Origin of the sequence: Pantoea sp. Taur (genome assembly GCF_009830025.1) — a bacterium.
GTDB lineage: Bacteria > Pseudomonadota > Gammaproteobacteria > Enterobacterales > Enterobacteriaceae > Pantoea > Pantoea communis.
This window is the reverse complement of record NZ_SZZZ01000015.1, coordinates 38400-63664: the sequence shown is the minus strand read 5'-3', so window position 1 is coordinate 63664 and position 25265 is coordinate 38400. Positions and strand designations below refer to the sequence as shown.

Here is a 25265-nt window from a genome sequence, read left to right as displayed (position 1 = left end):
TATTTATTCACGCTGTTTGAAATAGCCGCTCATTCTACCTGGATTCACCTTTGACGCCAAACCACTGATGATACCAGCGAGGTTTTATTTGCTCCCTCAATCCCTTAATCTGCCATTCACCCTGCCGAATACCAATGTGGACCTGCCCGGATTGTGCCGTGTCATACCAGATATAGCCCTGTTGGCGATAGCGTTCCACCACGGCGGCGGCTGGCATGCGCCAGGCGTTATAGCGCGCTACCGATGCCACCGCGCCCTTTCCTGCAACACTACGTAACAGTAATGGCCCCGAAGAGGTTCGGCTACCATGATGAGGGACCTGCATTAACGTGCTGGTGAGCTGGGTTTTCTCTAATGCCACCAATTTTCTTTCTGCTTCTAACTCAATATCCCCGGTGAGCAGCAGGCTGACCGCTCCATCGTCTACGCGTACGACACAAGAGTCATTATTTTGCCCTTGCGTATTCCCTGCGGGCGGCCAGAGTGCCGTAAAGGTCAGTTTGCCCCATTGCCACTGCTCTCCTCGCTGACAGGGTAAATGTCCCGCTTCACCCAATGCACTGCGGATCATCATATTGGGATTGGCCTGATGCAGTGAATTCAGCCCACCCCGATGATCCAGATGCTTATGACTTACCACCACCGTGTTTAGCTGTCGTCCCTTATACAGTAACCATGGCAGTATCACGCGCGCGCCCGCATCATCTTCATTCCAGCGTGGACCCGCATCGTACAACACCACTTCATTACCCTGTGTAATCGCGATCGCCAGACCATGGCCCACATCCAGCACGTCAATCTGCCAGTCATCTTGTTCAGACTGATGACGCCATAACAGAAATGCCAATGCGCAGCCGCAGCAAAGCATCAGCGTGTTATTCAGCAAACCACTGCGCCACATAAATAAACCGCCCCATAGCAGGGCCACTGCCTGCAAGGCATCATTTAACGGCCACCATCCTGCTGGCAAGTATGCCAGGCCCTGCATCACCTGATTGACAGAAAAATCCGCCAACCGCCACAGTACCGAAGCGATGGGTTGTATGGGCAGCAAAAGCGCCAGCAGTATCAATGGCACGGTGAAAAGCGATACCACCGGCACCGCGATGAGGTTAGCGACCAGTGCACTGAGGCTGATTCCCTGAAATAAAAAAATCTGCAGAGGAGCCATCAGTATCATCATGCCAAGTTGTAAGTGCAGCAATCTCAGCGGCAGCCAGCGCCAGGCCTGACGGTATCGATCCGGCAAGGAAAACCACTGGAACCAGATGATTAACATGGCGACGGCAAGAGCAGAGAGCCAAAAGCTTTCAGATAAGACGGTGAGGGGATCAAGCCAAAGCAGTACACCCATGCACAGTGTCCAAATCTGCCAGCCTGTTAACTGCCAGCCAGCGATTCTTATCGTTGTCCACAGTAGTAGCGCGACCAGCGCGCGCTGTGCTGGTGCATGGCTGCCCGACAGCCAGCAGTAGATTGTCGCGGTAATGATGCTCCCCATCAGCGGCAGCAGATAACCGATGGTGTGCGCAGGCTGCAGCAGCTGCAAGCCACGTACTATCATCCAGCCAACGCTGGCCGCTAGCGCAATATGCATACCGGAAATCGCCATTAAGTGTGCGGTTCCGGTCTCACGTAATAATTGTCGCTGAGTTTTGGTCATGTTCTCACGTTCGCCAAAAGCCAGCGCCTGCAAAATGGCCGGTTGTTGCAGGTGTTCAAAAAGAGGTTGATGATGGCGCATAACCTGCGTTCGCAAATTACAATCTACCGATTCCGCCAGCTGGTTAATGATTCTCCCCTGCAAAGGTGTATGGTTTGCCAGCGCAAAACGTTGGGCATCAAACCCGCCTTCATTCAATCGACCATGCACTGCACGCAAGCGTAAGGTCATTTTCCAGCGTTGCCCTGCACAATACCCCGATTCACTTGGCTCCACATTGATACTGACAAACAACGGCGGGAACTGATACCGCTCACCCACACGGATAATCTGGGCTTTAAATTGCTGTTGATTTTCCTTCACATCAACAATACGCAGCGTCACTTCGGCTGGCGCCATTGAAAGCTGGTCAATCACATTCAGCATCTGTCTCGCTTCCAGTAGCGCCCACGCCAGAAGCAGGATACCCATGCCAATAAGACGCAGCCCAGCCCAAGGCAGGGATGCCACAATAAGTGCTAGTAGCACCATCACAGCGATCATTTCCATGGTCGATATTTGAGGTAACAAACCCAATGGTAGCGCCGCCAGGATCATGATTCTGGCTACTGCAATCCCTGTTATACGCATCACTTTTCTCCCGCAATGGGCACCAGTTTGCGTGCAATTGGCAGGAATAGCTTTCAGGAATGGGGAGAGCTGGATTGCGGATGCCAAAAAATCGAAGTGGCTTTCATTGTTGATGTGGGTTTAGGAATCAGATTCACAACAACGAATTTAGAGCAAAAAAAAACGACACCCGGAGGTGTCGCTTTGTCGTTCGGTAACGGCTTAGCCGTAGATATTTGCACGGTCACGCAATTCTTTGCCCGGCTTAAAGTGGGGAACGTATTTACCTTCCAGATCCACTTTGTCACCCGTTTTCGGGTTACGACCAGTGCGCGGTGCGCGGTAGTGCAAAGAAAAGCTGCCGAATCCCCGGATTTCAATGCGCTCGCCCTGTGCCAACGTGGTGGCCATGTGCTCGAGCATCTCTTTAACTGCATCCTCAACGACTTTCGCCGGAATATGAGTATGCTGTCCAGCAAGTCTTTCAATAAGTTCTGACTTGGTCATGTAACCTCCGGTTAATCCTTAATGGGAAAGGTATGACAGCTTTTACCGAAACCGGACGACTTACATCGTCCGGTGCCTCGGGTCGATTACTCGCCTTTAGCCGCTTTGAACGCTTCAGCCATAGCGCTAGAGAAGTTGCTTTCTTCCTGTTTGGTGTTAACAGTGTTGATAGCTTCTTTCTCATCAGCCTGGTCTTTAGCACGAACAGACAGGCTTACAACGCGGTTCTTACGGTCAACGCCGGTGAATTTAGCTTCAACGTCGTCACCAACACTCAGAACCAGAGTTGCATCTTCGATACGGTCCAGTGAAGCTTCTGAAGCGCGCAGGTAACCTTCAACGCCATCAGCCAATTCTACTGTAGCACCTTTAGCGTCTACTGCAGTTACTTTACCGTTAACGATAGCGCCTTTCTTGTTCAGGGTGATGTAGTTGTTGAATGGATCTTCAGCCAACTGCTTCACGCCCAGAGAGATGCGCTCGCGCTCTGCATCAACCTGCAGTACAACAGCAGCGATTTCGTCGCCTTTTTTGTACTCACGAACGGCTTCTTCGCCAGTCGCGTTCCAGGAGATGTCTGACAGGTGAACCAGACCGTCGATGCCACCGTCCAGGCCGATGAAGATACCGAAGTCAGTGATTGACTTGATTTTACCTTCAACGCGATCGCCTTTGTTGTGGGTCTCAGCGAACTGCTGCCATGGGTTGTTTTTGCACTGCTTCAGACCCAGGGAGATACGACGACGTTCTTCGTCGATGTCCAGAACCATAACTTCAACAACATCGCCCACGTTAACAACTTTAGATGGGTGAATGTTTTTGTTGGTCCAGTCCATTTCAGAAACGTGTACCAGACCTTCAACGCCTTCTTCGATTTCAACGAAGCAGCCGTAATCAGTCAGGTTGGTTACACGGCCAGTCAGCTTGGTGCCTTCTGGGTAACGCTTAGCGATAGCAACCCATGGATCTTCGCCCAACTGTTTCAGGCCCAGAGATACACGAGTACGCTCGCGGTCGAACTTCAGCACTTTAACAGTGATTTCGTCGCCCACGTTGACGATTTCGCTTGGATGCTTAACGCGTTTCCAGGCCATATCGGTGATGTGCAGCAGGCCGTCAACGCCACCCAGGTCCACGAATGCGCCGTAGTCAGTGAGGTTCTTAACGATACCTTTAACTTCCATGCCTTCCTGCAGGTTTTCCAGCAGCTGATCGCGTTCAGCGCTGTTTTCAGATTCGATAACTGCGCGGCGAGAAACCACCACGTTGTTACGTTTCTGATCAAGCTTGATAACTTTGAACTCAAGCTCTTTGCCTTCCAGGTGCAGGGTATCGCGAACCGGACGAACGTCAACCAGTGAACCTGGCAGGAACGCACGAATACCGTTCAGCTCAACTGTGAAGCCACCTTTAACTTTGCCGTTGATAACACCGGTAACAGTTTCAGCTTCTTCGTAAGCTTTTTCCAGCGTGATCCAAGCTTCGTGACGCTTAGCTTTCTCACGGGACAGCAGGGTTTCACCGAAGCCGTCTTCAACTGCGTCAAGCGCAACGTCAACTTCGTCGCCAACCTGGATTTCCAGTTCGCCGGCTGCGTTCTTGAACTGCTCTGCAGGGATTGCAGACTCAGATTTCAGACCCGCATCAACCAGGACTACGTCTTTGTCGATAGAGACAACAACGCCACGAACGATGGAACCCGGACGGGTTTCGATTTCTTTCAGTGATTCTTCAAATAGTTGAGCAAAAGATTCAGTCATATTGATAATCTTAGGATTCTTCAATTTAACGTCCACCTGACGTCATTGTCGGATGGGGTTGTTTCACATGCCCAGCACCGGATCCGTGGTACAGGGTTACTTCAATTCAGTTACCGAATAGATTAAATGCCCAGCTTGTGGCGGGCATAATCAAGTGCCTTTTCAATCACTTGCTCAATGGACATACTGGTTGAATCCAGCACCAGAGCATCAGCGGCAGGCACTAAAGGCGCAATTGCACGATTACGATCGCGGTCGTCGCGTTCCTTTATCTCGGATAAAAGGCGATCAAAGTTAACATTAAAGCCCTTCTCCTGCAACTGTAGCATACGACGGTGAGCACGCTCTTCTGAACTTGCATCAAGGAAGATTTTTACCGGTGCATCGGGGAACACGACTGTGCCCATATCACGGCCATCTGCAATTAAGCCCGGCTCTTCACGGAATGCTCGCTGACGACGCAGCAGCGCTTCACGCACGCGTGGGAAGGCAGCAACCCGCGAAGCCGTATTACTCACTTCCTGCGTACGGATTTCACCGGTCACATCCTCACCTTCTAAAATGACCTGCATCTCACCTTCTACGGACAAGAAACGCACGTCGAGGTGAGCGGCCATAGGCACTAATGCTTCTTCGGATTCGATATCCACCTGATGATGAAGTGCAGCCAATGCAAGTACGCGATAAATGGCACCAGAATCCAGCAAGTGCCACTGCAATGACTCCGCCATCGCTTTACACAAAGTCCCTTTACCTGCGCCACTTGGGCCATCAATGGTAATTACCGGGGCGATTGCCGTCATTGTTCTCTCCTGTTGCTGCGTGCTTATTATCAGCCTTCTTGGCTGTTTGAATGCGCGGCATTATACGCTGCCCGCGTCAGGTTAGTTACCCTTTAGCGTAGACAGCGCCAGAATTTTCGACAGATTCAGAAGAATTTCCGCCCAACAAGACCAGAAGAGAGCGAGGAAACCCGGCACAAGCGTACCGGGTAGCGTGATCAAGAGGTCTGGCTGATTTTCGCCAACTGCTGGAAGTAATCCGGGAAGGTTTTCGCCGTGCAGCCAGGATCAAGAATGGTGACAGGCGTGTCCGATAACGCCACCAGCGCAAAGCACATCGCCATGCGGTGATCGTTATAAGTGCCAATATCCGCATGCTGAAGCTGAGCCGGTGGAGTGACACGAATGAAATCGTGACCTTCTTCTACTTCCGCACCCACTTTGCGCAATTCGGTCGCCATCGCCGCTAAGCGGTCAGTCTCTTTCACACGCCAGTTGTAGATATTTCGCATCAAGGTGGTGCCTTCCGCGAACAACGCCGTGGTGGCAATGGTCATCGCCGCATCTGGAATATGGTTCATGTCCATATCAATCGCGGTCAGAGAACCTCGTGTGCAGGCAATATAGTCATCACCCCACTCGATCACCGCACCCATTTTTTCCAGCACATCAGCAAAGCGGATGTCGCCCTGAACGCTGTTGCGGCCAATCCCGGTTACGCGAACCGTTCCACCTTTAATGGCTGCGGCGGCGAGGAAATAAGAGGCAGAAGAGGCATCGCCTTCCACCAGATAATCGCCTGGAGATTGATACTGCTGCTGGCCTTTTACCACGAAGCGCTGGTAATTCTGGTTATCAACGTCAACACCAAAGCAACGCATCAGGTGCAGAGTGATATCAATGTACGGCTTGGAGACCAAATCACCTTTGATGGTAATCACAGTGTCTTTCGGTGCCAGCGGAGCGGTCATCAGCAATGCTGTCAGGAACTGGCTGGAAACACTACCGTCCACACTGACATCGCCACCTACAAACCCGCCGTTCAGACGCAGCGGCGGATAATCCGTCTGCTCCAGGTAATCAATATTGGCTCCGCCCTGACGCAACGCATCCACCAGATGACCAATTGGGCGCTCTTTCATGCGGGGTTCGCCAGTCAGCACAATTGATTGTTGGCCTAAGCACAATGCGGCTGCCAGCGGACGCATCGCCGTGCCGGCGTTGCCCAGAAAGAGTTCCAGGGCCTGGTCACTGTGCAGCGGACCTGCATTTCCCACCACTTCGCACACGGTACGATCGGCAGAGAGCGTGTAATTGACGCCCAGCGCCTTCAGCGCATTCAGCATGTGTTTAACGTCATCGCTGTCCAGCAAATTGGTCAGGCGAGTCGTGCCGTTTGCCAGCGCGGCCAATAACAATGCGCGGTTAGAAACGCTTTTTGAACCCGGTAAGTTTACCGTGCCGTCAACGCGAGCAATCGGTTGTAGAGTCAGGGAGTCCTGCATGTGAAACCAAATCTCCAGAAAAGACAAAACCCCGTTATGTAACGGGGCCAGTGGCCAGCCAGGCTGGCCTATGATGAGTAATTAGCCGTGACGACGTTCGAAGTCGATCATGAACTCAGTCAGGGCTTTCACCCCTTCCAGCGGCATCGCATTGTAGATCGATGCACGCATACCGCCAACCACGCGGTGTCCTTTCAGTGCATGCAGGCCTGCCTGCAGAGACTCGTCCAGAAACACTTTATCCAGCGCGGCATCAGCCAGCTGGAATGGCACGTTCATACGTGAACGGTTAGCAGCAGCAACATCGTTACGGTAGAAGCTGCTGTTATCGATGACGCCATAGAGCAGGTCTGCTTTCGCCTGATTGACCTTATCCATCTCAGCAACACCGCCCTTCTCTTTCAGCCATTTGAATACCAGACCAGAGAGGTACCAGGCAAAAGTCGGCGGTGTGTTGAACATGGATTCGTTTTCAGCCAGCACCTTGTAATCAAGGATAGACGGCACATAACGCTGCGCTTTGCCCAGCAGATCCTCACGCACCACCACCAGCGTTAATCCCGCTGGACCGATGTTTTTCTGTGCGCCTGCGTAGATCACACCGTAACGGCTGACATCGATTGGGCGAGACATAATGGTTGAAGAAAGATCAGCCACCACGACTTTGTCACCAAAGTCAGGCTCTGCATCGATAGCAATACCATCAATGGTTTCATTCGGGCAGAAATGCACATAGGCGGCATCATCGTTCAACTGCCACTCACGCATTGGTAACAAAGCACGCTTACCGTCAAGCGTGGTTTTGACGTCGATGGTGTTCGGGGTGCAATATTTTTCAGCTTCTTTAATCGCGCTGTGTGCCCAGTAGCCGCCATCAATATAGTCAGCGGATTTAGCATCACCCAGCAGGTTACCTGGAATAGCCGCGAACTGCGCGCGCGCGCCACCATGGCAGAATAAAACTTTGTAGTTCGATGGGATCTTCAGCAGATCGCGAAAATCCTGTTCTGCTGCTTCAGCGACAGCAATGAACTCTTTACTGCGATGGCTGATCTCCATTACAGAGGTGCCTAATCCGTGCCAGTTTGTCAGTTCTTGTTCTGCACGACGGAGCACTTCTACCGGCAGCATCGCTGGGCCGGAGCTAAAATTATAAACCTGCGTCATTTCCCCTCACCACTGTCATATCGAACGGTTATGAATACCGTATCGGTTTTATCATTGCCTCCGAATGGCTGCAATCATTAATCCGATAGCGATCACAATTCCGGGGCGGGCTCCACCGCAGCTTATGTCATAAATGCAATAAGCCACGGAATTTTGTGAGGGAGATTCCCGATGTAAAATCAGAATGCTGCCAGGTGATGAAATAGCCGTGACAATACCGCGATAAATTTAGACCACTGAATAGCGAAGCAGGCGCAAAACCCGTATCATTGCGCGCTTTACGCCCACCCCATCGACTTGAGAGAGCGCCAACATGACGCAAACGTTTATTCCAGGAAAAGACGCCGCACTGGAAGACTCCATCGCACGTTTCCAGCACAAACTGCAGGACCTGGGCTTCAACATTGAAGAAGCCTCCTGGCTGAACCCGGTTCCACACGTCTGGTCTGTGCATATCCGCGATCGCGACTGCCCGCTGTGCTTTACCAATGGTAAAGGTGCCAGTAAGAAAGCGGCACTGGCTTCAGCGTTAGGCGAATATTTTGAGCGTCTCTCAACCAACTACTTCTTCGCCGATTTCTGGCTCGGTCAGTCCATCGCCAACGGCGATTTCGTTCACTACCCGAATGAGAAGTGGTTCCCATTGACTGACGATGACAGTTTACCAGCAGGGATTCTGGATGCGCGTCTGCATAAATTTTACGATCCAGAAGATAGTCTGAGCGCCTCAGATCTGATTGACCTGCAGTCAGGGAATGTTGACCGTGGTATCTGCGGCCTGCCATTTACTCGTCAATCCGACCAGCAGACGGTGTACATCCCGATGAACATCATCGGCAACCTGTATGTTTCTAACGGCATGTCTGCCGGTAACACCGCGAACGAAGCGCGTGTACAAGGCCTGTCTGAAGTCTTTGAGCGCCACATTAAAAACCGCATTATCGCTGAGTCAATTAGCCTGCCAGAAATTCCTGCTGAAGTGATGCAGCGCTACCCCGGCGTGATTGAGGCGATTGAACGTCTGGAAGCCGAAGGTTTCCCGATCTTCTCTTACGATGCTTCACTGGGCGGCAAGTACCCGGTTATCTGCGTAGTGTTGTTTAACCCGGCCAACGGCACTTGCTTTGCTTCATTCGGCGCGCACCCTGACTTTGGTGTGGCATTGGAACGTACCGTTACTGAACTGCTCCAGGGCCGTGGGCTGAAAGACCTGGATGTCTTCACCCCACCAACCTTTGATGATGAAGAAGTGGCTGAACACGCCAACCTGGAAACCCACTTTATCGATTCCAGTGGTTTAATCTCCTGGGACATGTTCAAAGATGATGCGGATTATCCTTTCGTCGACTGGAGTTTCTCAGGCAGCACGCACGAAGAGTTTGATACGCTGATGGCTATCTTCCGCGCGGAAGATCAAGAGGTTTACATCGCGGATTATGAGCATCTGGGCGTTTACGCCTGCCGTATCATCGTACCGGGCATGTCAGATATTTATCCGGCGGAAGACCTGTTATTGGCCAACAACAGCATGGGCGCGCCGCTGCGTGAAACGTTGCTGGCGCTGCCAGCCAGTGAGTGGGAACCGGAGGCGTATCTGAACCTCATCGAGCAGTTGGATGAAGAAGGTCATGACGACTTCACTCGCGTCCGTGAGCTGCTGGGTCTGGCGTCAGGTAAAGACAATGGCTGGTACACCCTACGTATTGGCGAGCTGAAAGCCATGCTGGCATTGGCGGGCGGAGATTTGGATCAGGCTTTGATCTGGACGGAATGGACCATGGAGTTCAACCAGTCAATCTTCAGCGCTGAACGCGCCAACTATTACCGTTGCCTGCAAACCCTGCTGTTGCTCGCCATGGAAGAAGAACGCGATCCTCTGCAATATCATCGTGCCTTTGTGCGGATGTATGGCGAAGCCGCCGTTGATGCCGCTTCTGCAGCGATCAGCGGTGAAGCGCCATTCTACGGCTTGCAGGCAGTGGACCTCGATCTCAAAGCCTTCCCGGCTCATCAGGCCCTGCTGGCCGCCTATGAAAAACTGCAGGCAGCAAAGCGCAACTACTGGTCTAAGTAATATTCACGAGCGCTTAGCGCAATATTTTTGCTAACGTTGAAAATGGCACTGATTAATCCCGGTGCCATTTTTTTGCTTCAAATTGTCATACTCAACATTGAATATTGATAATTAACAATTCAGTTTCATTGATTAAACTGAATTAACATTAAGTCACTTTCAAAGACCCTTCATTAAACTTATTTTGCATAAATTAAAAATTTTTTAGTTGTTATAATTCAGATTGTTACATGCAAATTCCTTAGTTTAACGCCTCGCTTACCCCGTACCTCCCTGCCATTTATGATCCACATCAATTCCTGACCTATACTCCTTTGTTAGTATCTTTACAGACAATTTCAGGAGAGCGTTAGTGTGAAAGCTGACAACCCTTTTAATGCATTATTACCCGCGGCCATGGCGAAAGTTGCTGAAGATGCCGGCGTCTATAAAGCCACTAAACATCCTTTAACCACCTTCTTCTTAGCCATCACTGCTGGCGTATTTATTTCTATCGCATTTGTTTTCTACATTACTGCCACCACGGGCAGTGGCGCGATGCCCTACGGTATTGCGAAACTGATTGGCGGTATCTGCTTCTCTCTGGGTTTGATGCTGGTTGTGGTATGTGGCGCGGACCTTTTCACTTCGACGGTTTTGATTGTGGTGGCGAAAGCCAGCGGGCGCATCACCTGGATGCAACTCGGCCGACATTGGCTGAACGTCTATATCGGTAACCTGTTTGGTGCGCTGTTCTTTGTCGCGCTGATTTGGTTAGCGGGTGAACATATGGTTGCCAACGGCGCGTGGGGTTTGAACGTCCTGCAAACCGCCGATCACAAAATGCATCACACGTTTATTGAGGCCGTTAGCCTCGGCACACTGGCTAATCTGATGGTTTGCCTGGCCGTATGGATGAGTTACTCCGGCCGCAGTCTGTTTGACAAAATGTTTGCCATGATATTGCCGGTCGGGATGTTCGTTGCCAGCGGGTTTGAGCACAGCATCGCCAACATGTTTTTAATCCCTATGGCCATTGTCATTCGCGACTTCGCCAGCCCGGAATTCTGGCAACTGGCCGGCTCCAGCGCCGCACAGTTCCCCTCTCTCAGCGTTGGCGACTTTATTGTTAACAACCTTATTCCCGTGACAATCGGCAACATTATCGGCGGCGGATTGTTAGTCGGTTTGACCTACTGGGTCATCTATCTTCGTGGTGATGAGCCGGTTCACTAAGCAATTGATACGGGCGTGCTCAAGGGCACGTCATCGTCAGAGTCTCCCTAAATAAGGCAGGTATATCATGTCCGAACTTAACGAAAAAATGGCGTCAGCCTGGGAAGGATTTAGCGCCGGCGAATGGCAGAACGGTGTCAACGTCCGTGACTTTATCCAGAAAAACTACACCCCCTATGAAGGTGACGAATCTTTCCTCGCAGGCGCCACACCCGCCACCACTAAACTGTGGGACAGCGTGCTGGAAGGTATCAAGATTGAGAACCGCACCCATGCACCGGTTGATTTCGATACCGACCTGGCTTCTACCATCACGTCACATGATGCGGGTTATATCAATAAATCGCTGGAGACCATCGTAGGTCTGCAAACTGAAGCTCCACTGAAACGCGCCATTATCCCGTTTGGCGGCATCAAAATGGTCGAGGGCTCTTGTAAGGTTTATGGCCGTGAACTCGACCCAGCCCTGAAAAAAGTCTTTACCGACTATCGTAAAACTCATAACCAGGGTGTGTTCGATGTCTATACCCCTGATATTCTGCGCTGCCGTAAATCCGGTGTCTTAACCGGTCTGCCAGATGCTTATGGTCGTGGTCGTATCATCGGTGACTATCGCCGCGTGGCGCTGTACGGCATCGATTATCTGATGAAAGATAAAGTGGCGCAGTTCAATTCACTGCAAAACGATATGGAAAATGGTGTCAATCTTGAAGCCACCATCCGCCTGCGTGAAGAAATCTCCGAGCAACACCGTGCGCTTGGCCAGATTAAAGAAATGGCTGCCAAATACGGCGCTGATATTTCTCTGCCCGCTACCACAGCGCAAGAGGCTGTACAGTGGACCTACTTCGGCTATCTGGCCGCGGTGAAATCACAGAACGGCGCCGCGATGTCATTCGGTCGCGTATCCACCTTCCTCGATGTTTATATCGATCGTGATATTAAAGCGGGCAAACTGACTGAAGAAGGCGCGCAGGAGTTAATTGACCACCTGGTGATGAAACTGCGTATGGTGCGTTTCCTGCGCACTCCAGAATATGACGAACTGTTCTCTGGTGACCCAATCTGGGCAACCGAGTCTCTGGCCGGTATGGGTGTCGATGGCCGTACTTTAGTCACCAAAAGTACCTTCCGCTTCCTGAATACCTTGTACACCATGGGCCCATCACCGGAACCTAACATGACCATTCTGTGGTCAGAAAAGCTGCCGGTTAACTTTAAGAAATATGCGGCCAAAGTCTCTATCGATACGTCTTCATTGCAGTATGAGAATGACGATCTGATGCGTCCTGACTTTGATAACGATGACTACGCGATCGCCTGCTGTGTGAGCCCAATGATTGTCGGCAAACAGATGCAGTTCTTCGGCGCCCGCGCCAACCTCGCTAAAACACTGCTGTATGCAATCAACGGTGGCGTGGACGAAAAACTGAAAATGCAGGTTGGCCCGAAAGAAGCGCCAATCACTGATGAAATTCTGGATTTCGACACGGTGATGGCACGTCTGGATCACTTCATGGATTGGCTGGCTAAACAGTATGTCACCTCATTGAATATCATCCATTACATGCATGATAAGTACAGCTATGAAGCTTCACTGATGGCGCTGCATGACCGTGACGTCTATCGCACCATGGCGTGTGGTATCGCAGGCTTGTCAGTGGCGGCGGATTCCCTGTCTGCCATTAAATATGCCAAAGTAAAAGCCGTGCGTGATGCGGATGGTCTGGCCGTAGATTTCGAGATTGAAGGCGAGTATCCGCAGTTTGGTAACAACGATTCACGTGTCGATGATATGGCGTGTGACCTGGTTGAACGTTTCATGAAGAAAATTCAGAAACTGCAAACCTATCGTAATGCAGTACCTACCCAGTCGGTGCTGACCATCACCTCTAACGTGGTGTACGGTAAGAAAACCGGTAACACCCCTGACGGTCGTCGTGCAGGTGCGCCATTCGGTCCAGGTGCTAACCCTATGCACGGTCGCGATCAGAAAGGTGCCGTTGCCTCACTGACCTCTGTTGCCAAACTGCCGTTTGCTTACGCGAAAGATGGTATTTCCTATACCTTCTCCATCGTGCCAAATGCACTGGGTAAAGATGACAACGTGCGTAAAACCAACCTTGCGGGCCTGATGGATGGCTACTTCCACCACGAAGCCAATATCGAGGGAGGTCAGCACCTTAACGTCAACGTCATGAACCGCGAGATGCTGTTGGATGCGATGGAACATCCGGAGAAATATCCTCAGCTGACCATTCGTGTTTCCGGTTATGCTGTGCGCTTTAACTCGCTGACCAAAGAGCAGCAGCAGGATGTGATTACCCGTACGTTCACTCAGTCCCTGTAATCCTCCCTGAAATGTAAAGGCTCCTGCGGGAGCCTTTTCTCCACAAGTCTGTTTTGCCAGTTTGCTTTCGCTGGCAGCCTGGCAAAATCGACTTTAATCCAAGAGCACAACACAGATTGTGCCGCCTGTTGTTAAGGCTAACCCGGAGAATACATCGCAATGTCAACCATCGGTCGTATCCACTCATTCGAATCCTGCGGCACCGTTGACGGTCCCGGCATCCGTTTTATCACCTTCTTTCAGGGCTGCCTGATGCGCTGCCTCTACTGCCATAATCGCGATACCTGGGACACCCACGGAGGTAAAGAAGTCACGGTGGATGACCTGATGAAAGATGCGTTGTCGTATCGCCACTTTATGAATGCCTCTGGCGGCGGTGTGACGGCATCAGGAGGGGAAGCGATCTTACAGGCCGAGTTTGTGCGTGATTGGTTCCGTGCCTGTAAGGCAGAAGGCATTCACACCTGCCTGGATACCAACGGCTTTGTACGTCGTTACGATCCAGTGATCGACGAACTGCTGGATGCCACCGATCTGGTGATGCTCGACCTAAAACAAATCAATGATGATGTGCACCAGATTCTGGTTGGCGTCTCTAATCATCGCACCCTCGATTTCGCGCGCTATCTGCAGAAGAAAGGCAAACGTACCTGGATTCGCTTTGTGGTGGTGCCTGGCTATTCCGATGATGATGACTCTGCCCATCGCCTCGGCGAATTTACGAAGGATATGGAGAACGTCGAGAAGATTGAGCTACTGCCCTACCATGAACTGGGCAAGCACAAATGGATTGCCATGGGCGAAGAGTACAAGCTGGATGGGGTAAAACCACCCAGTAAAGAGACGATGGAACGGGTCAAAAATATTCTGGCAGGATATGGTCACGAAGTGATGTACTGACAAAAAAGGGAGCATGTCGCTCCCTTTATTATTCACGCAATCAGATATTAAGCGTGTGCAATTGGCGTGGCATGCTGATCGGCCTTACGCAGCAGCATCACCAGATACACTAACGCGACGGCCGCAATCATCACAAACAGCAAACGGTCTGAGTAATTTTGCATCAGCATCGATGTCATACCCGGCCCGACCAGGCTGCCGATGGTGTAGCTAAACAACAGCGCCTGATTCATGGCAACCAGTTCATGATGAGCAACGGTTTCACAAGCCCAGGACATCGCCACCGGATACAGCGTGAAGCCAGCCAGACCCAGCACAAACAGCGCAGGCGCCATGGCAGTATCGCCCAACATGGCAATCGCCCCTAAAATGACCACAAACACCTGAACGCGCAACACCATCAGACGACCAAAGCGGTCGGCTAGACGGCCCACCGGCCACTGACCGACAATGCCCGAACTCACCAGCAGCGCCATCCAGTATCCGACGTTGGCATCACTCATTCCTCGATGAGACAGATATAACGGCATCAGACCATACAGTGAGCCCAGTACGATACCGGAAATAATGCAGCCGTTGATGCCCAGACGTGAACTGCGACGGCGCAACATGGTCCAGATGCGACCGGTAGAAGCCTCTTCAGTCGCGGAGCTGGCATTAACACGCAGGAAGACCACCGGCAGCACGGCACAGACGATCAGCGCGGTAACCCATGGGATCACCTGCAGGAGCTCAGTCGAAACGCGACTCACCAGCAACTGACCCGCTACCGTGCCGAGATAGTAGATGATCATATAGGCAGCCAACAGTTGACCGCGATTACGCACGGTACCGCTGCACAGCAACGCACTTTCCACCACCACCCAAATCAGCGCACAGCCGACACCCGCGACAAAACGCAGTGCAGTCCAGCTGTAGAAGCCTTCTAACAACACCATTCCCATGGTTGCGACGGCAAACAGGGCGCTGGCCAGATAGAAACAGCGATTAAAGCCATAGCGGTTGATTAACCAGCCCGCCAGCAATGTCCCCAGCAGATTCCCGGTGTAATAGGCTGAGCTGGCCATACCCACCTGCCATGTCGGCAGTTGATCGTGAGTAAGCCAAAGCGGTACCAGCGTATTAAGCACAGCAATAGACACCGTCATGAGCATTAAGCCGCAAAGCAGCAACACGACGGGGCGCGACCAGGTAGACATAGGGATTAAAAACCAAAGAAATGAAGATAATTGCGCGCAGTTTGCCATTCGCTATTTTAAAGTCAACGGGCAAAAAATCACCACAGCACAATTTGCTGCTGAACAATTTATTATTTTTATCTTCAGCAGGTTAGAGGAGATATATCATTATAAAAACTCAATGCTATCTGCATGAATTTATGGATTTTAGTGTTTTAAGCGACTCTACTGACGATAACGTTTATTTCTGATTAATTCTTACTAAAAAATAATCGCTCGCTCATGAAAGTAAAAACCCGGCATTGCCGGGTTTGACTATCAGAAAGCTGGGGTTAACCAATGATTTCCAATCCGCCCATATAGGGGCGCAGCACTTCTGGTACTTCGATACGGCCGTCAGCCTGCTGGTAGTTTTCCAGCACCGCCACCAATGTACGTCCAACTGCCAGGCCTGAACCGTTCAGTGTGTGCACCAGGCGAGGCTTCTTGTCGGTTTTACTGCGGCAGCGAGCCTGCATGCGACGCGCCTGGAAATCCCACATGTTGGAACAAGAAGAGATCTCACGATAGGTATCCTGCGCTGGCAGCCATACTTCCAGATCGTAGGTTTTGGCGGAACCAAAGCCCATATCACCAGTACACAGCAGCACCTTACGGTACGGCAGGTTCAGCAACTGCAGGACTTTCTCAGCGTGACCAACCAACTCTTCCAGTGCGTCCATTGAAGTCTCAGGCGCAACAATGTGCACCATCTCAACTTTGTCGAACTGGTGCATACGAATCAGACCACGCGTGTCGCGTCCGTAAGAACCTGCTTCAGAGCGGAAGCACGGCGTGTGCGCGGTGAGTTTGATCGGCAGATTTTCTTCTTCCACGATCTCATCACGCACCAGGTTGGTCAGCGGCACTTCCGCCGTCGGGATCAGTGCGTAGTTGCTGCTGCCCGCTTCTTCACCCAAAGGCTTGGTGTGGAACAGGTCTTCACCAAACTTAGGTAATTGACCCGTACCAAACAGCGTCTCATGGTTAACCAGATACGGCACGTAAGTTTCCAGATACCCGTGCTGCTGAGTATGCAGATCAATCATGAACTGGCTAAGCGCACGGTGCAGGCGAGCGATTTGACCCTGCATCACGATAAAGCGTGAACCGGTCAGTTTCACCGCGGCAGCGAAATCCAGGCCTTTAACCGCTTCACCCAACTCAACGTGGTCTTTGACCGGGAAATCGAACTGGCGCGGCTGGCCCCAGCGGCTGACTTCCTGATTTTCGCTATCATCTTTACCCAGCGGCACTTCATCGACCGGCAGGTTAGGCAGCGAGAGGGCAAAATCGCGGATGGTGTTTTGCAGTGTATCCAGCTCAACCTTCGCCGCATCCAGGCGTTCGCCCAGCACGTTCACTTCCTGACGCAGTGGCTCGATGTCTTCCCCACGCGCTTTGGCCTGACCGATGGATTTGGATCGGGAGTTACGCTCTGCCTGCAGATTTTCAGTTTCTACCTGCAGTACTTTACGACGCTCTTCGAGCGAGCGCAGCGTTTCCACATCCAGTTTGAATCCTCGGCGTGCCAGTTTTTCAGCGACTGCGTCTGGCTCATTACGCAGCAGATTGGGATCGAGCATGCTTATCCTGTGTAATTAAGGTTGGTTGAACGAATGAAGGGATGCATCCCACTGGAATGCATTGAAATACTTGCTCACCTTACCGTAAGGCGTTTATCAGCGGTAGCGTTTTATCGGGCTATTTTGATCCTGTTCAGCCAACCAGGCGAGTTTTTCGCCGATTTTCCCTTCAAGCCCCCGATTGGTGGGTTGATAGTAGCGCGTTTGCGCCATTTCAGGTGGGAAGAACACCTCTCCGGCAGCGTAAGCATTGGGTTCGTCATGTGCATAACGATATTCTTTGCCCAGCCCCATCTCTTTCATTAATTTGGTAGGCGCATTGCGCAGGTGATCTGGCACATCATAATCCGGGAATTCTCGTGCGTCGCGCATGGCCGCCTTGAAAGCCGTGTAAACCGCATTACTTTTGGGCGCGCAGGCCAGATAGACGATCGCCTGTGCGATGGCGCGCTCACCTTCTGCAGGCCCGACGCGGGTGAAACAGTCCCACGCTGAGATAGCGACCTGCATGCCGCGCGGATCGGCATTGCCCACATCTTCAGAAGCGATCGCCAGTAAACGGCGTGCAACATATAACGGGTCGCCGCCGGCCGTAATAATGCGGGCATACCAATACAGGGCGGCATCCGGTGCTGAACCGCGCACGGATTTATGCAGCGCCGAAATCAGATCATAAAAACGGTCGCCTTTGTTATCAAAGCGCGCCGCTCTTTCGCCGGATACTTCATTTAACAGCTGAGGCGTCAGTTCACGCTGACCTTGCGAGTTGCTCTCTGCCATATCCGCCATCATTTCCAGCGTATTCAGTGCACGACGCGCATCGCCGTTAACCAACTCAGCAATCATGCGCCGGGTGTTTTCTGGCAGCAGAATGTCGCTATTTCCATACCCTCGCGCACTGTCCTCCATCGCCTGGGTGAGCACCTGTTCAATATCTTCCGTGGTGAGCGATTTCAGCAGATAGACGCGAGCACGCGATAGCAGTGCAGAGTTGAGTTCAAAAGATGGATTCTCGGTGGTCGCACCGATAAAGGTGATGGTGCCATCTTCAATATGGGGCAGGAATGCATCCTGCTGGCTTTTATTAAAACGATGCACCTCATCCACAAACAGGATGGTACGGCGGCCCAGTTGACGATTCTGCCGGGCGCGCTCGATGGCTTCACGGATCTCTTTCACGCCGGATGTCACGGCAGAAATGCGCTCAACATCCGCCTTGCCATAGTGCGCAATAATCTCTGCTAGGGTTGTTTTCCCTGTTCCTGGCGGCCCCCACAAAATCATTGAGTGCAGATGCCCGGCTTCAATCGCGCGCGGCAGCGGTTTTCCCGCCGCCAATAAGTGCTGTTGTCCGATGTACTGCTGCAATGTGGCTGGCCGCATACGTGCGGCCAGCGGCTGGAACTCATTTGAAGAGGCGAAATCCAGGGACAGGTTACTCACCGCGACCTCACTGACGTTGATCGTCCACCGTTACCCCTTTTGGCGGTGTAAAGGTGAACTTATCTGGGCTAATCGCACCGTTTTTCTGGCTCTTCAGCTGATAGTCACTGTGCTGACCATCTTGCTCAATCGCACTGAATTTGTTGATGGTGCCGGATGCAGAGACGTTGATGGTGAATTGCTTCAGGTTGCCATCGCTACTTTTTGGCGTCAGTTCGAAATTATCACCCTGCTGCTTGATGTTGTACTGCTGCCAGTCGCTTGGCTGATTTCGGGCAATCAGCATAAACGGCGTATTGCTGGTGGCGTTCTGCAACAGGCTAACGCTGGCTTGCTCGACAAACGGATTATAGAACCAAAGGTTTTTACCGTCGGAGATAATCACGCTTTCGTCTGGCGCGGTCATATGCCAGTTGAATAAGCTTGGGCGTTTAACCCACAGCTCACCTTCACCATCCTGCACATTTGCACCGCTGCCATCTGTCACTTTCTGGCTAAAGCTGGCATGGAAGCTGTTCACTTTGTTCAGACGCTGCTGCAAATCGCTCGACGCATCCGCCAATACCGACGAAGAAACAAAACCGGCCAGCAGGCCGCAGGCAATAACGCGTAATTTCATCTGATTCGATTCCTTATTCATGGTTTCCCGACACTTACTGCATTAAACGTAGTTGCCGCTCTGTCTGTTCGACAGAAGAAAAAGCCGAAAGCTCCCAACGATATGGGGATCGTTCTGCAGATAAACAACGGGCCAGTGTTAACTGGCCCAGAAGTAAGTCATGGCGTGCGCTAGATTACATCTCGTGCGGCGGCGGTGATAGCACTTCGCGGTTACCATTATGGCCCGGTTCAGAAACAATACCCTGCGCTTCCATCTGTTCAATGATGCGCGCTGCACGGTTGTAACCAATACGGAACTGACGCTGCACACCGGAGATGGAGGCGCGACGTTTCTCCACCACGAACGAAACAGCCTGATCGAACAGCGGATCAAGCTCTTCATCACCATCAAGACCGCCCGCTGTGCTCTCGCTCTCTTCACCCGCGGTAATGCTGTCGATGTATTGCGGACGTCCACGTGCTTTCCAGTCCTGCACCACCGCATGCACTTCCTGATCGCGCACGAAGGCGCCGTGGACACGCACTGGCATTGAGGAGTTAGGCGGCATGTACAGCATGTCACCCATCCCCAGCAGTGATTCCGCGCCGCCTTGATCAAGAATGGTACGTGAGTCAATTTTACTGGACACCGTAAAGGCGATACGCGTTGGGATGTTGGCTTTGATCAAGCCGGTAATCACATCCACCGACGGACGTTGGGTTGCCAGCACCAGGTGAATACCCGCCGCACGCGCTTTCTGTGCCAGGCGAGCAATCAACTCTTCAACTTTCTTGCCCACCGCCATCATCAGATCGGCGAATTCATCGACCAGCACCACGATATACGGCAGTTTTTCCAGCACTGGCGGCGTAGTTTCCATGCTGTCACCCGGCTTCCAGAACGGGTCTGGAATTGGACGCCCCATGGCAGCAGCCTGCTCAATTTTCTCGTTGTAACCGGCAAGATTACGCACGCCCAGCGCAGACATCAGTTTATAGCGGCGTTCCATCTCACCCACACTCCAGCGCAGCGCGTTCGCTGCATCTTTCATGTCGGTGACCACCTCAGTCAGCAAATGCGGAATGCCTTCGTAGACGGAGAGCTCCAGCATTTTCGGGTCGATCATGATAAAGCGCACTTCTTCTGGTGTGGCTTTATACAGCATGCTGATGATCATGGTGTTCACACCAACCGACTTACCGGAACCGGTCGTACCGGCAACCAGCAGGTGCGGCATCTTCGCCAGATCGGCGACCACCGGCTGGCCCGAAATGTCTTTACCCAGCACCACTGACAGCGGTGACGGGTTATCACGGAACTTGTCGCAATCCAGCACTTCGCGCAGATACACGGTTTGGCGATGTTTGTTCGGTAATTCCAGGCCGACGTAAGGTTTGCCTGGAATCACTTCCACCACACGCACCGCGACGGCAGAGAGCGAACGGGCCAAATCGCGCGACAGGTTAGAGATACGTGCGGCTTTCACGCCAGGAGCAAGATCCAGCTCAAAGCGGGTGATAACCGGGCCAGGCGAGATGCCCACCACCTCAGCCTTCACACGATAATCGGCCAGACGCGCTTCAACCAGACGTGCTGTCTGCTCAAGCGCGAACATATCCACCGGTTCCTCTTCCGAAGGCGGAGAGGTCAGCAAATCAAGCGTCGGCAGCGGCGTAGAAGGCTTTTCCAGCGGACGTTCATGACGAACCAGGAACGGATGGAACAGGCTATCTTGCGCAGGTGCGACCGGTTGAGGCGCTTCTGCTGGCGCAGCATAGCTTTCGGTCTCGGGTGATGACCATGGGCTATTGTGCTCATTCAGCGATGGCATGGCTTCCGGCTGCGGTGCTGCAGGTTGTTGCCACTGCGCAGGTGCTTCAGATTGCGGTGCGGCAGGCTGCTGCCACTGCGCAGGCGCTTCAGGTTGCGGTGCGACAGGCTGCTGCCACTGCGCAGGCGCTTCCGGCTCAGGCGTGGCAGCGATGGTAAACAATGGCTCGCTTGGGCCGTCATCGACCAAATCTTTCATTGGCGAAAAATCAAAGGCTGATGAAGTATCAAGGTTAAATACTGGGCCTTCATTGGTTTCAGATTGCTGATAGCGTTGTTGCTGCTGAGCTGCAAACTGATTAGCCAACTGCGCCTGATGTAAAGCCTCTTCATCTTCTTCGACTTGATGCTGTCCGGTCTCTGCATAGCGCTGCTGTTGCTGAGACGCAAACGCTTCGCGCAGGTGTGCTTCCTGCAACGCGGCATCCTCTTCATGATCCTGTAACGGTTCATGATAGGTCGCAGTCATTTCAGGCAGTTGCTGTTCGGCTTCTTCGCGCGCTTTGTCTTCAGCCATACGCTGTGACGGCAACTTAATGCCGTAAGAAGCCAGTTCACGACGTGTTGGCAGTTTAACTTTGTTCGGACGCGGCAATTCAGGGCCAATACCCTGCTTCACCTGCGGGTTGTAATCGCGCTCCGGCACCACATCGAAAGCGGGTGTATACGCAGAAGCCGTTTTCGCAGCAGCTGCCCCCACTGCTGCGGCTGCCGCAGTGTTCAGAGAAGCAGATGATTGAGCGGCATCCTGCCAGTTCCCCATGCGTGGCCCTTCATCGTCATCAACGGGTGAAAACGCTGAAGGTGCAGGTTCGCCCGGAACTTCAAAGCGATACAGCGGCGGTGCGGGTTGAATAACCGGTTCAGGCGCAGGCGGTACCGCAGCAGGTGCTACTGCCGCTGAAACCTCAGGGGTATGAACAACAGGTGCCGCTTCGGCTGGTGCATTGAACACGGGGGAAGGCACAACTGGCGCCTGGTGTGCTGCTTCGGCGGTCACAGCAATGGCTGCAGCTGTCGCGGCACTGGCTTTGGCTAGCAGAGGATCATCCGGCAGCTGTTCGGCGATAGGCTCAGCCACCTTACGCGGCTTAGCCAGTAGAACGTCATCATCGTCATCATGCGATTGCGCAGCACGCAGTTGAGGCGCAGAATGTTCGGCATGCTCTTCCTCTTCTTCGTACTCATCTTCTTCCTGCCAGGGTTCGTCATGACGAGAGCGGTTGCTGGCGAAGGTCAGCACGCCCATCACCACGCTCCCGATTTTTTCGGCGATCGTCAGCCACGACCAGCCTGTGTACAGGGTTATGCCTGCCGCCCAGACGCAGATCAGCGTTAAAGTACCGCCGGCAGAACTAAACCAGGGTGCCATCGCATTACTGACGAGGCTGCCAATCACACCGCCCGAAGCAAAGTACCAGATGTCATCGACGTTCAGCGCGGCTAAACCACAAGTGGTCACCACCAGCGCCAGCACGCCAATCAGGCGTAAGCCCACCGCAAAGTAATCGATGTAATCCTGGCGATCGCGCTGACGGAATGTAATCCAGCACAAACCAATGATGACCGGAGGTATGGCATACGCCATCACGCCGAAAATGAATAAGAGCGTATCCGCCAGCCATGCGCCGACACTACCACCCAAATTATGGATCGGTTCATGCCAGGCGGTCTGAGACCAGCTGGGATCGGAAGGGTTGAAGCTAACCAGCGACACCATCAAATAGATGGCGAACAGGGCCACAAGGATGAGCAACGCTTCCAGCAGCCTGCGTCCACTGCTCAGCGGTTGTAACGAAACGTCTTTATCTTCTGTATATTCCTGGCTCAAGAGAACTCTCCAGGTGCCTGTAAATTAAGAAGGCAACAGCGCCGGGCAAGCCCGACGCTGGTCCTGTATGAATTCACAGGAGTGTACCGAATTCCTGCAAGTTTTGCACCTGCCCTGCATTACCGGGTTTTGATCACCAGACGATTGCTCTGTTTGACCTCTTCCATCACCACGTAAGTACGGGTGTCGTTAACGCCCGGCAGGCGCAGCAAGGTTTCACCCAAAAGCTTACGGTAGGCGGACATGTCCGGTACACGGGTTTTCAACAGGTAGTCAAAGTCACCGGAAACGAGGTGACACTCTTGAGTTTCCTCAAGTTTTTGCACAGCGGCGTTAAATTGTTCAAACACATCTGGCGCACCACGATTCAGAGTAATCTCAACGAATACCAGCAGTGAAGCATCCAGATAATGTGGGTTCAGTTGTGCGGTGTAACCCAAAATGAAGCCCTGACGTTCCAGGCGACGCACACGCTCAAGACACGGCGTAGGTGATAAGCCAACACGTTTTGAAAGCTCAACATTAGAAATACGGCCGTCTTTTTGCAATTCATTCAGAATGTTTCTGTCGATACGGTCCAGATCTTTTCCGGGGCGTTTCTTATTGTCTACCATTATTATTGTCTCTCTTAATTCCTTCCCTTTACCTGCCACACCCTGAAAACGCTCATTGTTCAGGGCCTTACTGAAGTGAAGACGATAAGTCTGTGCAGTAATGCTTCCATCCGTATGACGCATGTTGTCTGTCCACATCATGCGTCATTACCAATGTCAGACTGAGTTTATCCGGCAAAAACGTGCAAAACAGAAATGAAATTCTGTTTTGAACCGCTAAATATTCTCCGCTTCTGGTAATGTTTTCGCAAAACAGCAGGCGATTGTCAAAGTAAAACATCCAAATTCAGTACAAGATGCCAGATAGAGTTCTGGGTTGCTGTTTTTAAATGAGAATTTTTATGCTGCTGCACCAGAATTTGCCGAGCATTGCCCCCTTTTGGCGCAATCGACGTGCAGAATTTGCACTCATCGACTACGCCGCTTGCAGCGATTGTTATCAAAATTGCTGAAACCTTTTTTTGCTGCGCTAATTTCCCTACAATCAAAAACTATGTTGTCGCAAAAAACTGAGGAACGCATGAGTACGGCCAAACACAGTAAGCTGCTCATTTTAGGCTCCGGCCCTGCCGGATATACTGCGGCAGTCTATGCCGCCCGCGCTAACCTGAATCCGGTTTTGATTACCGGGCTGGAAAAAGGCGGTCAGCTCACCACCACAACTGAAGTGGAGAATTGGCCAGGCGATCCGAACGATCTGACAGGCCCGGCGTTGATGGAACGTATGCAAGAGCATGCCGAGAAATTCAACACCGAAATTATTTTCGACCATATTCATACGGTAGATTTGCAGAATCGCCCGTTCCGTTTAACGGGGGACAGTGGCGAATACACCGCTGACGCGCTGATCATTGCTACTGGCGCCTCCGCACGTTATCTCGGCCTGCCCTCTGAAGAAGCGTTCAAAGGCAAAGGCGTTTCCGCCTGTGCGACCTGTGATGGTTTCTTTTATCGCAATCAAGAAGTCGCGGTGATTGGTGGCGGTAATACCGCGGTGGAAGAGGCCCTTTACCTGGCAAATATCGCGGCGAAAGTCCATTTGATTCACCGTCGTGATAGCTTCCGTGCGGAAAAAATCCTGATCGATCGTCTGATGGATAAAGTGCGCAACGGCAACATCGTATTGCACACCGATCGCACACTGGAAGAAGTGGTCGGCGATCAGATGGGTGTCACCGGTGTGAAACTGCTTTCCACCAAAGGTGAAGAGCCGGAAACGCTGGATGTTGCCGGGCTGTTTGTGGCGATTGGTCATAGCCCGAATACTGCCATTTTCGACGGCCAGCTGGCGCTGGAAAACGGCTATATCAAAGTGCAGTCCGGTCTGCAGGGCAATGCGACCCAGACCAGCATTCCTGGCGTGTTTGCGGCGGGTGACGTGATGGATCATATTTATCGCCAGGCGATCACCTCTGCCGGCACCGGCTGTATGGCGGCGCTGGATGCAGAACGCTATCTTGACGGGCTTGTTAAAACCGATCTGTAACTTGTTAATAAGCTGATCATAATTGCAAAGAGGCGACCTGTTTAGGTCGCCTTTTTTATAGCCTGCATGCTAAAGTTCATGCGCTTACTATTTCCGGATACTTTATCCGGCTTTGCCTCTCTCCA

18 protein-coding genes are annotated in these 25265 nt (G+C 52.2%); 6 read left to right on the top strand and 12 right to left on the bottom strand.

The features are described from left to right. Positions 1–34: 34 nt before the first annotated feature. The 6 genes from FD744_RS18700 to serC all read right to left on the bottom strand — a co-directional run bounded on the left by FD744_RS18700 (position 35) and on the right by serC (position 7993). Positions 35–2293 (bottom strand): DNA internalization-related competence protein ComEC/Rec2, encoded by a 2259-nt coding sequence (locus FD744_RS18700; RefSeq protein WP_160868950.1) that lies wholly within the window; start codon positions 2291–2293, stop codon positions 35–37. A 201-nt stretch (positions 2294–2494) separates the two neighbouring features. After that, entirely contained in the window at positions 2495–2779 is a 285-nt protein-coding gene (ihfB, locus tag FD744_RS18695; protein WP_003849360.1) for an integration host factor subunit beta, read from the bottom strand. An 86-nt stretch (positions 2780–2865) separates the two neighbouring features. Next, positions 2866–4539: a 30S ribosomal protein S1 gene (gene rpsA, locus FD744_RS18690; protein WP_034820570.1), complete on the bottom strand. Its 1674-nt coding sequence runs from the start codon at positions 4537–4539 to the stop codon at positions 2866–2868. A 122-nt stretch (positions 4540–4661) separates the two neighbouring features. After that, complete coding sequence (gene cmk / locus FD744_RS18685) at positions 4662–5342, bottom strand: (d)CMP kinase (RefSeq protein ID WP_038647821.1); 681 nt, start codon at positions 5340–5342, stop codon at positions 4662–4664. Between the two features lie 197 nt (positions 5343–5539). Beyond that, positions 5540–6826 (bottom strand): 3-phosphoshikimate 1-carboxyvinyltransferase, encoded by a 1287-nt coding sequence (gene aroA, locus FD744_RS18680; RefSeq protein WP_160868949.1) that lies wholly within the window; start codon positions 6824–6826, stop codon positions 5540–5542. A gap of 81 nt (positions 6827–6907) precedes the next feature. After that, positions 6908–7993 (bottom strand): 3-phosphoserine/phosphohydroxythreonine transaminase, encoded by a 1086-nt coding sequence (serC, locus tag FD744_RS18675; RefSeq protein ID WP_160868948.1) that lies wholly within the window; start codon positions 7991–7993, stop codon positions 6908–6910. A 313-nt stretch (positions 7994–8306) separates the two neighbouring features. Here serC and ycaO point away from each other — a divergent pair, with 313 nt between their 5' ends. The 4 genes from ycaO (at position 8307) to pflA (ending at position 14532) form a co-directional block, all read left to right on the top strand. Continuing rightward, positions 8307–10067 carry a 30S ribosomal protein S12 methylthiotransferase accessory factor YcaO gene (gene ycaO / locus FD744_RS18670; RefSeq protein WP_160868947.1) on the top strand — a complete coding sequence of 587 codons (1761 nt, stop codon included), beginning with the start codon at positions 8307–8309 and terminating at the stop codon, positions 10065–10067. A 354-nt stretch (positions 10068–10421) separates the two neighbouring features. Then, positions 10422–11282, top strand: coding sequence for a formate transporter FocA (gene focA, locus FD744_RS18665; protein ID WP_034820596.1), 861 nt, complete (start codon positions 10422–10424; stop codon positions 11280–11282). A 67-nt stretch (positions 11283–11349) separates the two neighbouring features. Further along, entirely contained in the window at positions 11350–13632 is a 2283-nt protein-coding gene (gene pflB / locus FD744_RS18660; protein WP_160868946.1) for a formate C-acetyltransferase, read from the top strand. 159 nt (positions 13633–13791) lie between these two features. Then, on the top strand, positions 13792–14532 hold the full coding sequence (gene pflA / locus FD744_RS18655) for a pyruvate formate lyase 1-activating protein (RefSeq protein ID WP_160868945.1): 741 nt from the start codon (positions 13792–13794) through the stop codon (positions 14530–14532). A gap of 47 nt (positions 14533–14579) precedes the next feature. Here the strand turns inward: pflA and FD744_RS18650 are convergent, their stop codons facing one another. After that, positions 14580–15731 (bottom strand): MFS transporter, encoded by a 1152-nt coding sequence (locus tag FD744_RS18650; RefSeq protein ID WP_058961785.1) that lies wholly within the window; start codon positions 15729–15731, stop codon positions 14580–14582. Here FD744_RS18650 and FD744_RS25385 point away from each other — a divergent pair. After that, the gene (locus FD744_RS25385) at positions 15679–15906 is read left to right on the top strand and encodes a hypothetical protein (RefSeq protein ID WP_202403600.1); all 228 of its coding nucleotides are present in this window, start codon (positions 15679–15681) and stop codon (positions 15904–15906) included. The two genes, FD744_RS18650 and FD744_RS25385, sit on opposite strands and share 53 nt — an antisense overlap. A gap of 136 nt (positions 15907–16042) precedes the next feature. On the opposite strand, the gene serS is transcribed toward FD744_RS25385, so the two are convergent. The 5 genes from serS to lrp all read right to left on the bottom strand — a co-directional run bounded on the left by serS (position 16043) and on the right by lrp (position 23654). Then, on the bottom strand, positions 16043–17335 hold the full coding sequence (gene serS, locus FD744_RS18645; RefSeq protein WP_058961786.1) for a serine--tRNA ligase: 1293 nt from the start codon (positions 17333–17335) through the stop codon (positions 16043–16045). A gap of 96 nt (positions 17336–17431) precedes the next feature. Then, positions 17432–18778: a replication-associated recombination protein A gene (locus FD744_RS18640; protein ID WP_160868944.1), complete on the bottom strand. Its 1347-nt coding sequence runs from the start codon at positions 18776–18778 to the stop codon at positions 17432–17434. Positions 18779–18785: 7 nt separating this feature from the next. Next, a complete protein-coding gene (gene lolA, locus FD744_RS18635; protein ID WP_034820613.1) occupies positions 18786–19397 on the bottom strand; it encodes an outer membrane lipoprotein chaperone LolA in 612 nt (203 codons plus the stop codon). Between the two features lie 175 nt (positions 19398–19572). After that, on the bottom strand, positions 19573–23040 hold the full coding sequence (locus tag FD744_RS18630; RefSeq protein ID WP_160868943.1) for a DNA translocase FtsK 4TM domain-containing protein: 3468 nt from the start codon (positions 23038–23040) through the stop codon (positions 19573–19575). Between the two features lie 119 nt (positions 23041–23159). Further along, on the bottom strand, positions 23160–23654 hold the full coding sequence (gene lrp, locus FD744_RS18625) for a leucine-responsive transcriptional regulator Lrp (RefSeq protein ID WP_006118610.1): 495 nt from the start codon (positions 23652–23654) through the stop codon (positions 23160–23162). A 520-nt stretch (positions 23655–24174) separates the two neighbouring features. Here lrp and trxB point away from each other — a divergent pair. Next, positions 24175–25140, top strand: coding sequence for a thioredoxin-disulfide reductase (gene trxB, locus FD744_RS18620; protein ID WP_045834092.1), 966 nt, complete (start codon positions 24175–24177; stop codon positions 25138–25140). The last annotated feature ends 125 nt before the right edge of the window (positions 25141–25265 follow it).

Excerpts from the sequence above, each read along its gene's own strand:
- FD744_RS18700 (WP_160868950.1), bottom strand. The coding sequence starts at position 2,293 with ATGCGTATAACAGGGATTGCAGTAGCCAGAATCATGATCCTGGCGGCG.
- ihfB (WP_003849360.1), bottom strand. The coding sequence starts at position 2,779 with ATGACCAAGTCAGAACTTATTGAAAGACTTGCTGGACAGCATACTCAT.
- rpsA (WP_034820570.1), bottom strand. The coding sequence starts at position 4,539 with ATGACTGAATCTTTTGCTCAACTATTTGAAGAATCACTGAAAGAAATC.
- cmk (WP_038647821.1), bottom strand. The coding sequence starts at position 5,342 with ATGACGGCAATCGCCCCGGTAATTACCATTGATGGCCCAAGTGGCGCA.
- aroA (WP_160868949.1), bottom strand. The coding sequence starts at position 6,826 with ATGCAGGACTCCCTGACTCTACAACCGATTGCTCGCGTTGACGGCACG.
- serC (WP_160868948.1), bottom strand. The coding sequence starts at position 7,993 with ATGACGCAGGTTTATAATTTTAGCTCCGGCCCAGCGATGCTGCCGGTA.
- ycaO (WP_160868947.1), top strand. The coding sequence starts at position 8,307 with ATGACGCAAACGTTTATTCCAGGAAAAGACGCCGCACTGGAAGACTCC.
- pflB (WP_160868946.1), top strand. The coding sequence starts at position 11,350 with ATGTCCGAACTTAACGAAAAAATGGCGTCAGCCTGGGAAGGATTTAGC.
- pflA (WP_160868945.1), top strand. The coding sequence starts at position 13,792 with ATGTCAACCATCGGTCGTATCCACTCATTCGAATCCTGCGGCACCGTT.
- FD744_RS25385 (WP_202403600.1), top strand. The coding sequence starts at position 15,679 with ATGAGCATTAAGCCGCAAAGCAGCAACACGACGGGGCGCGACCAGGTA.
- FD744_RS18650 (WP_058961785.1), bottom strand. The coding sequence starts at position 15,731 with ATGTCTACCTGGTCGCGCCCCGTCGTGTTGCTGCTTTGCGGCTTAATG.
- serS (WP_058961786.1), bottom strand. The coding sequence starts at position 17,335 with ATGCTCGATCCCAATCTGCTGCGTAATGAGCCAGACGCAGTCGCTGAA.
- lolA (WP_034820613.1), bottom strand. The coding sequence starts at position 19,397 with ATGAAATTACGCGTTATTGCCTGCGGCCTGCTGGCCGGTTTTGTTTCT.
- lrp (WP_006118610.1), bottom strand. The coding sequence starts at position 23,654 with ATGGTAGACAATAAGAAACGCCCCGGAAAAGATCTGGACCGTATCGAC.
- trxB (WP_045834092.1), top strand. The coding sequence starts at position 24,175 with ATGAGTACGGCCAAACACAGTAAGCTGCTCATTTTAGGCTCCGGCCCT.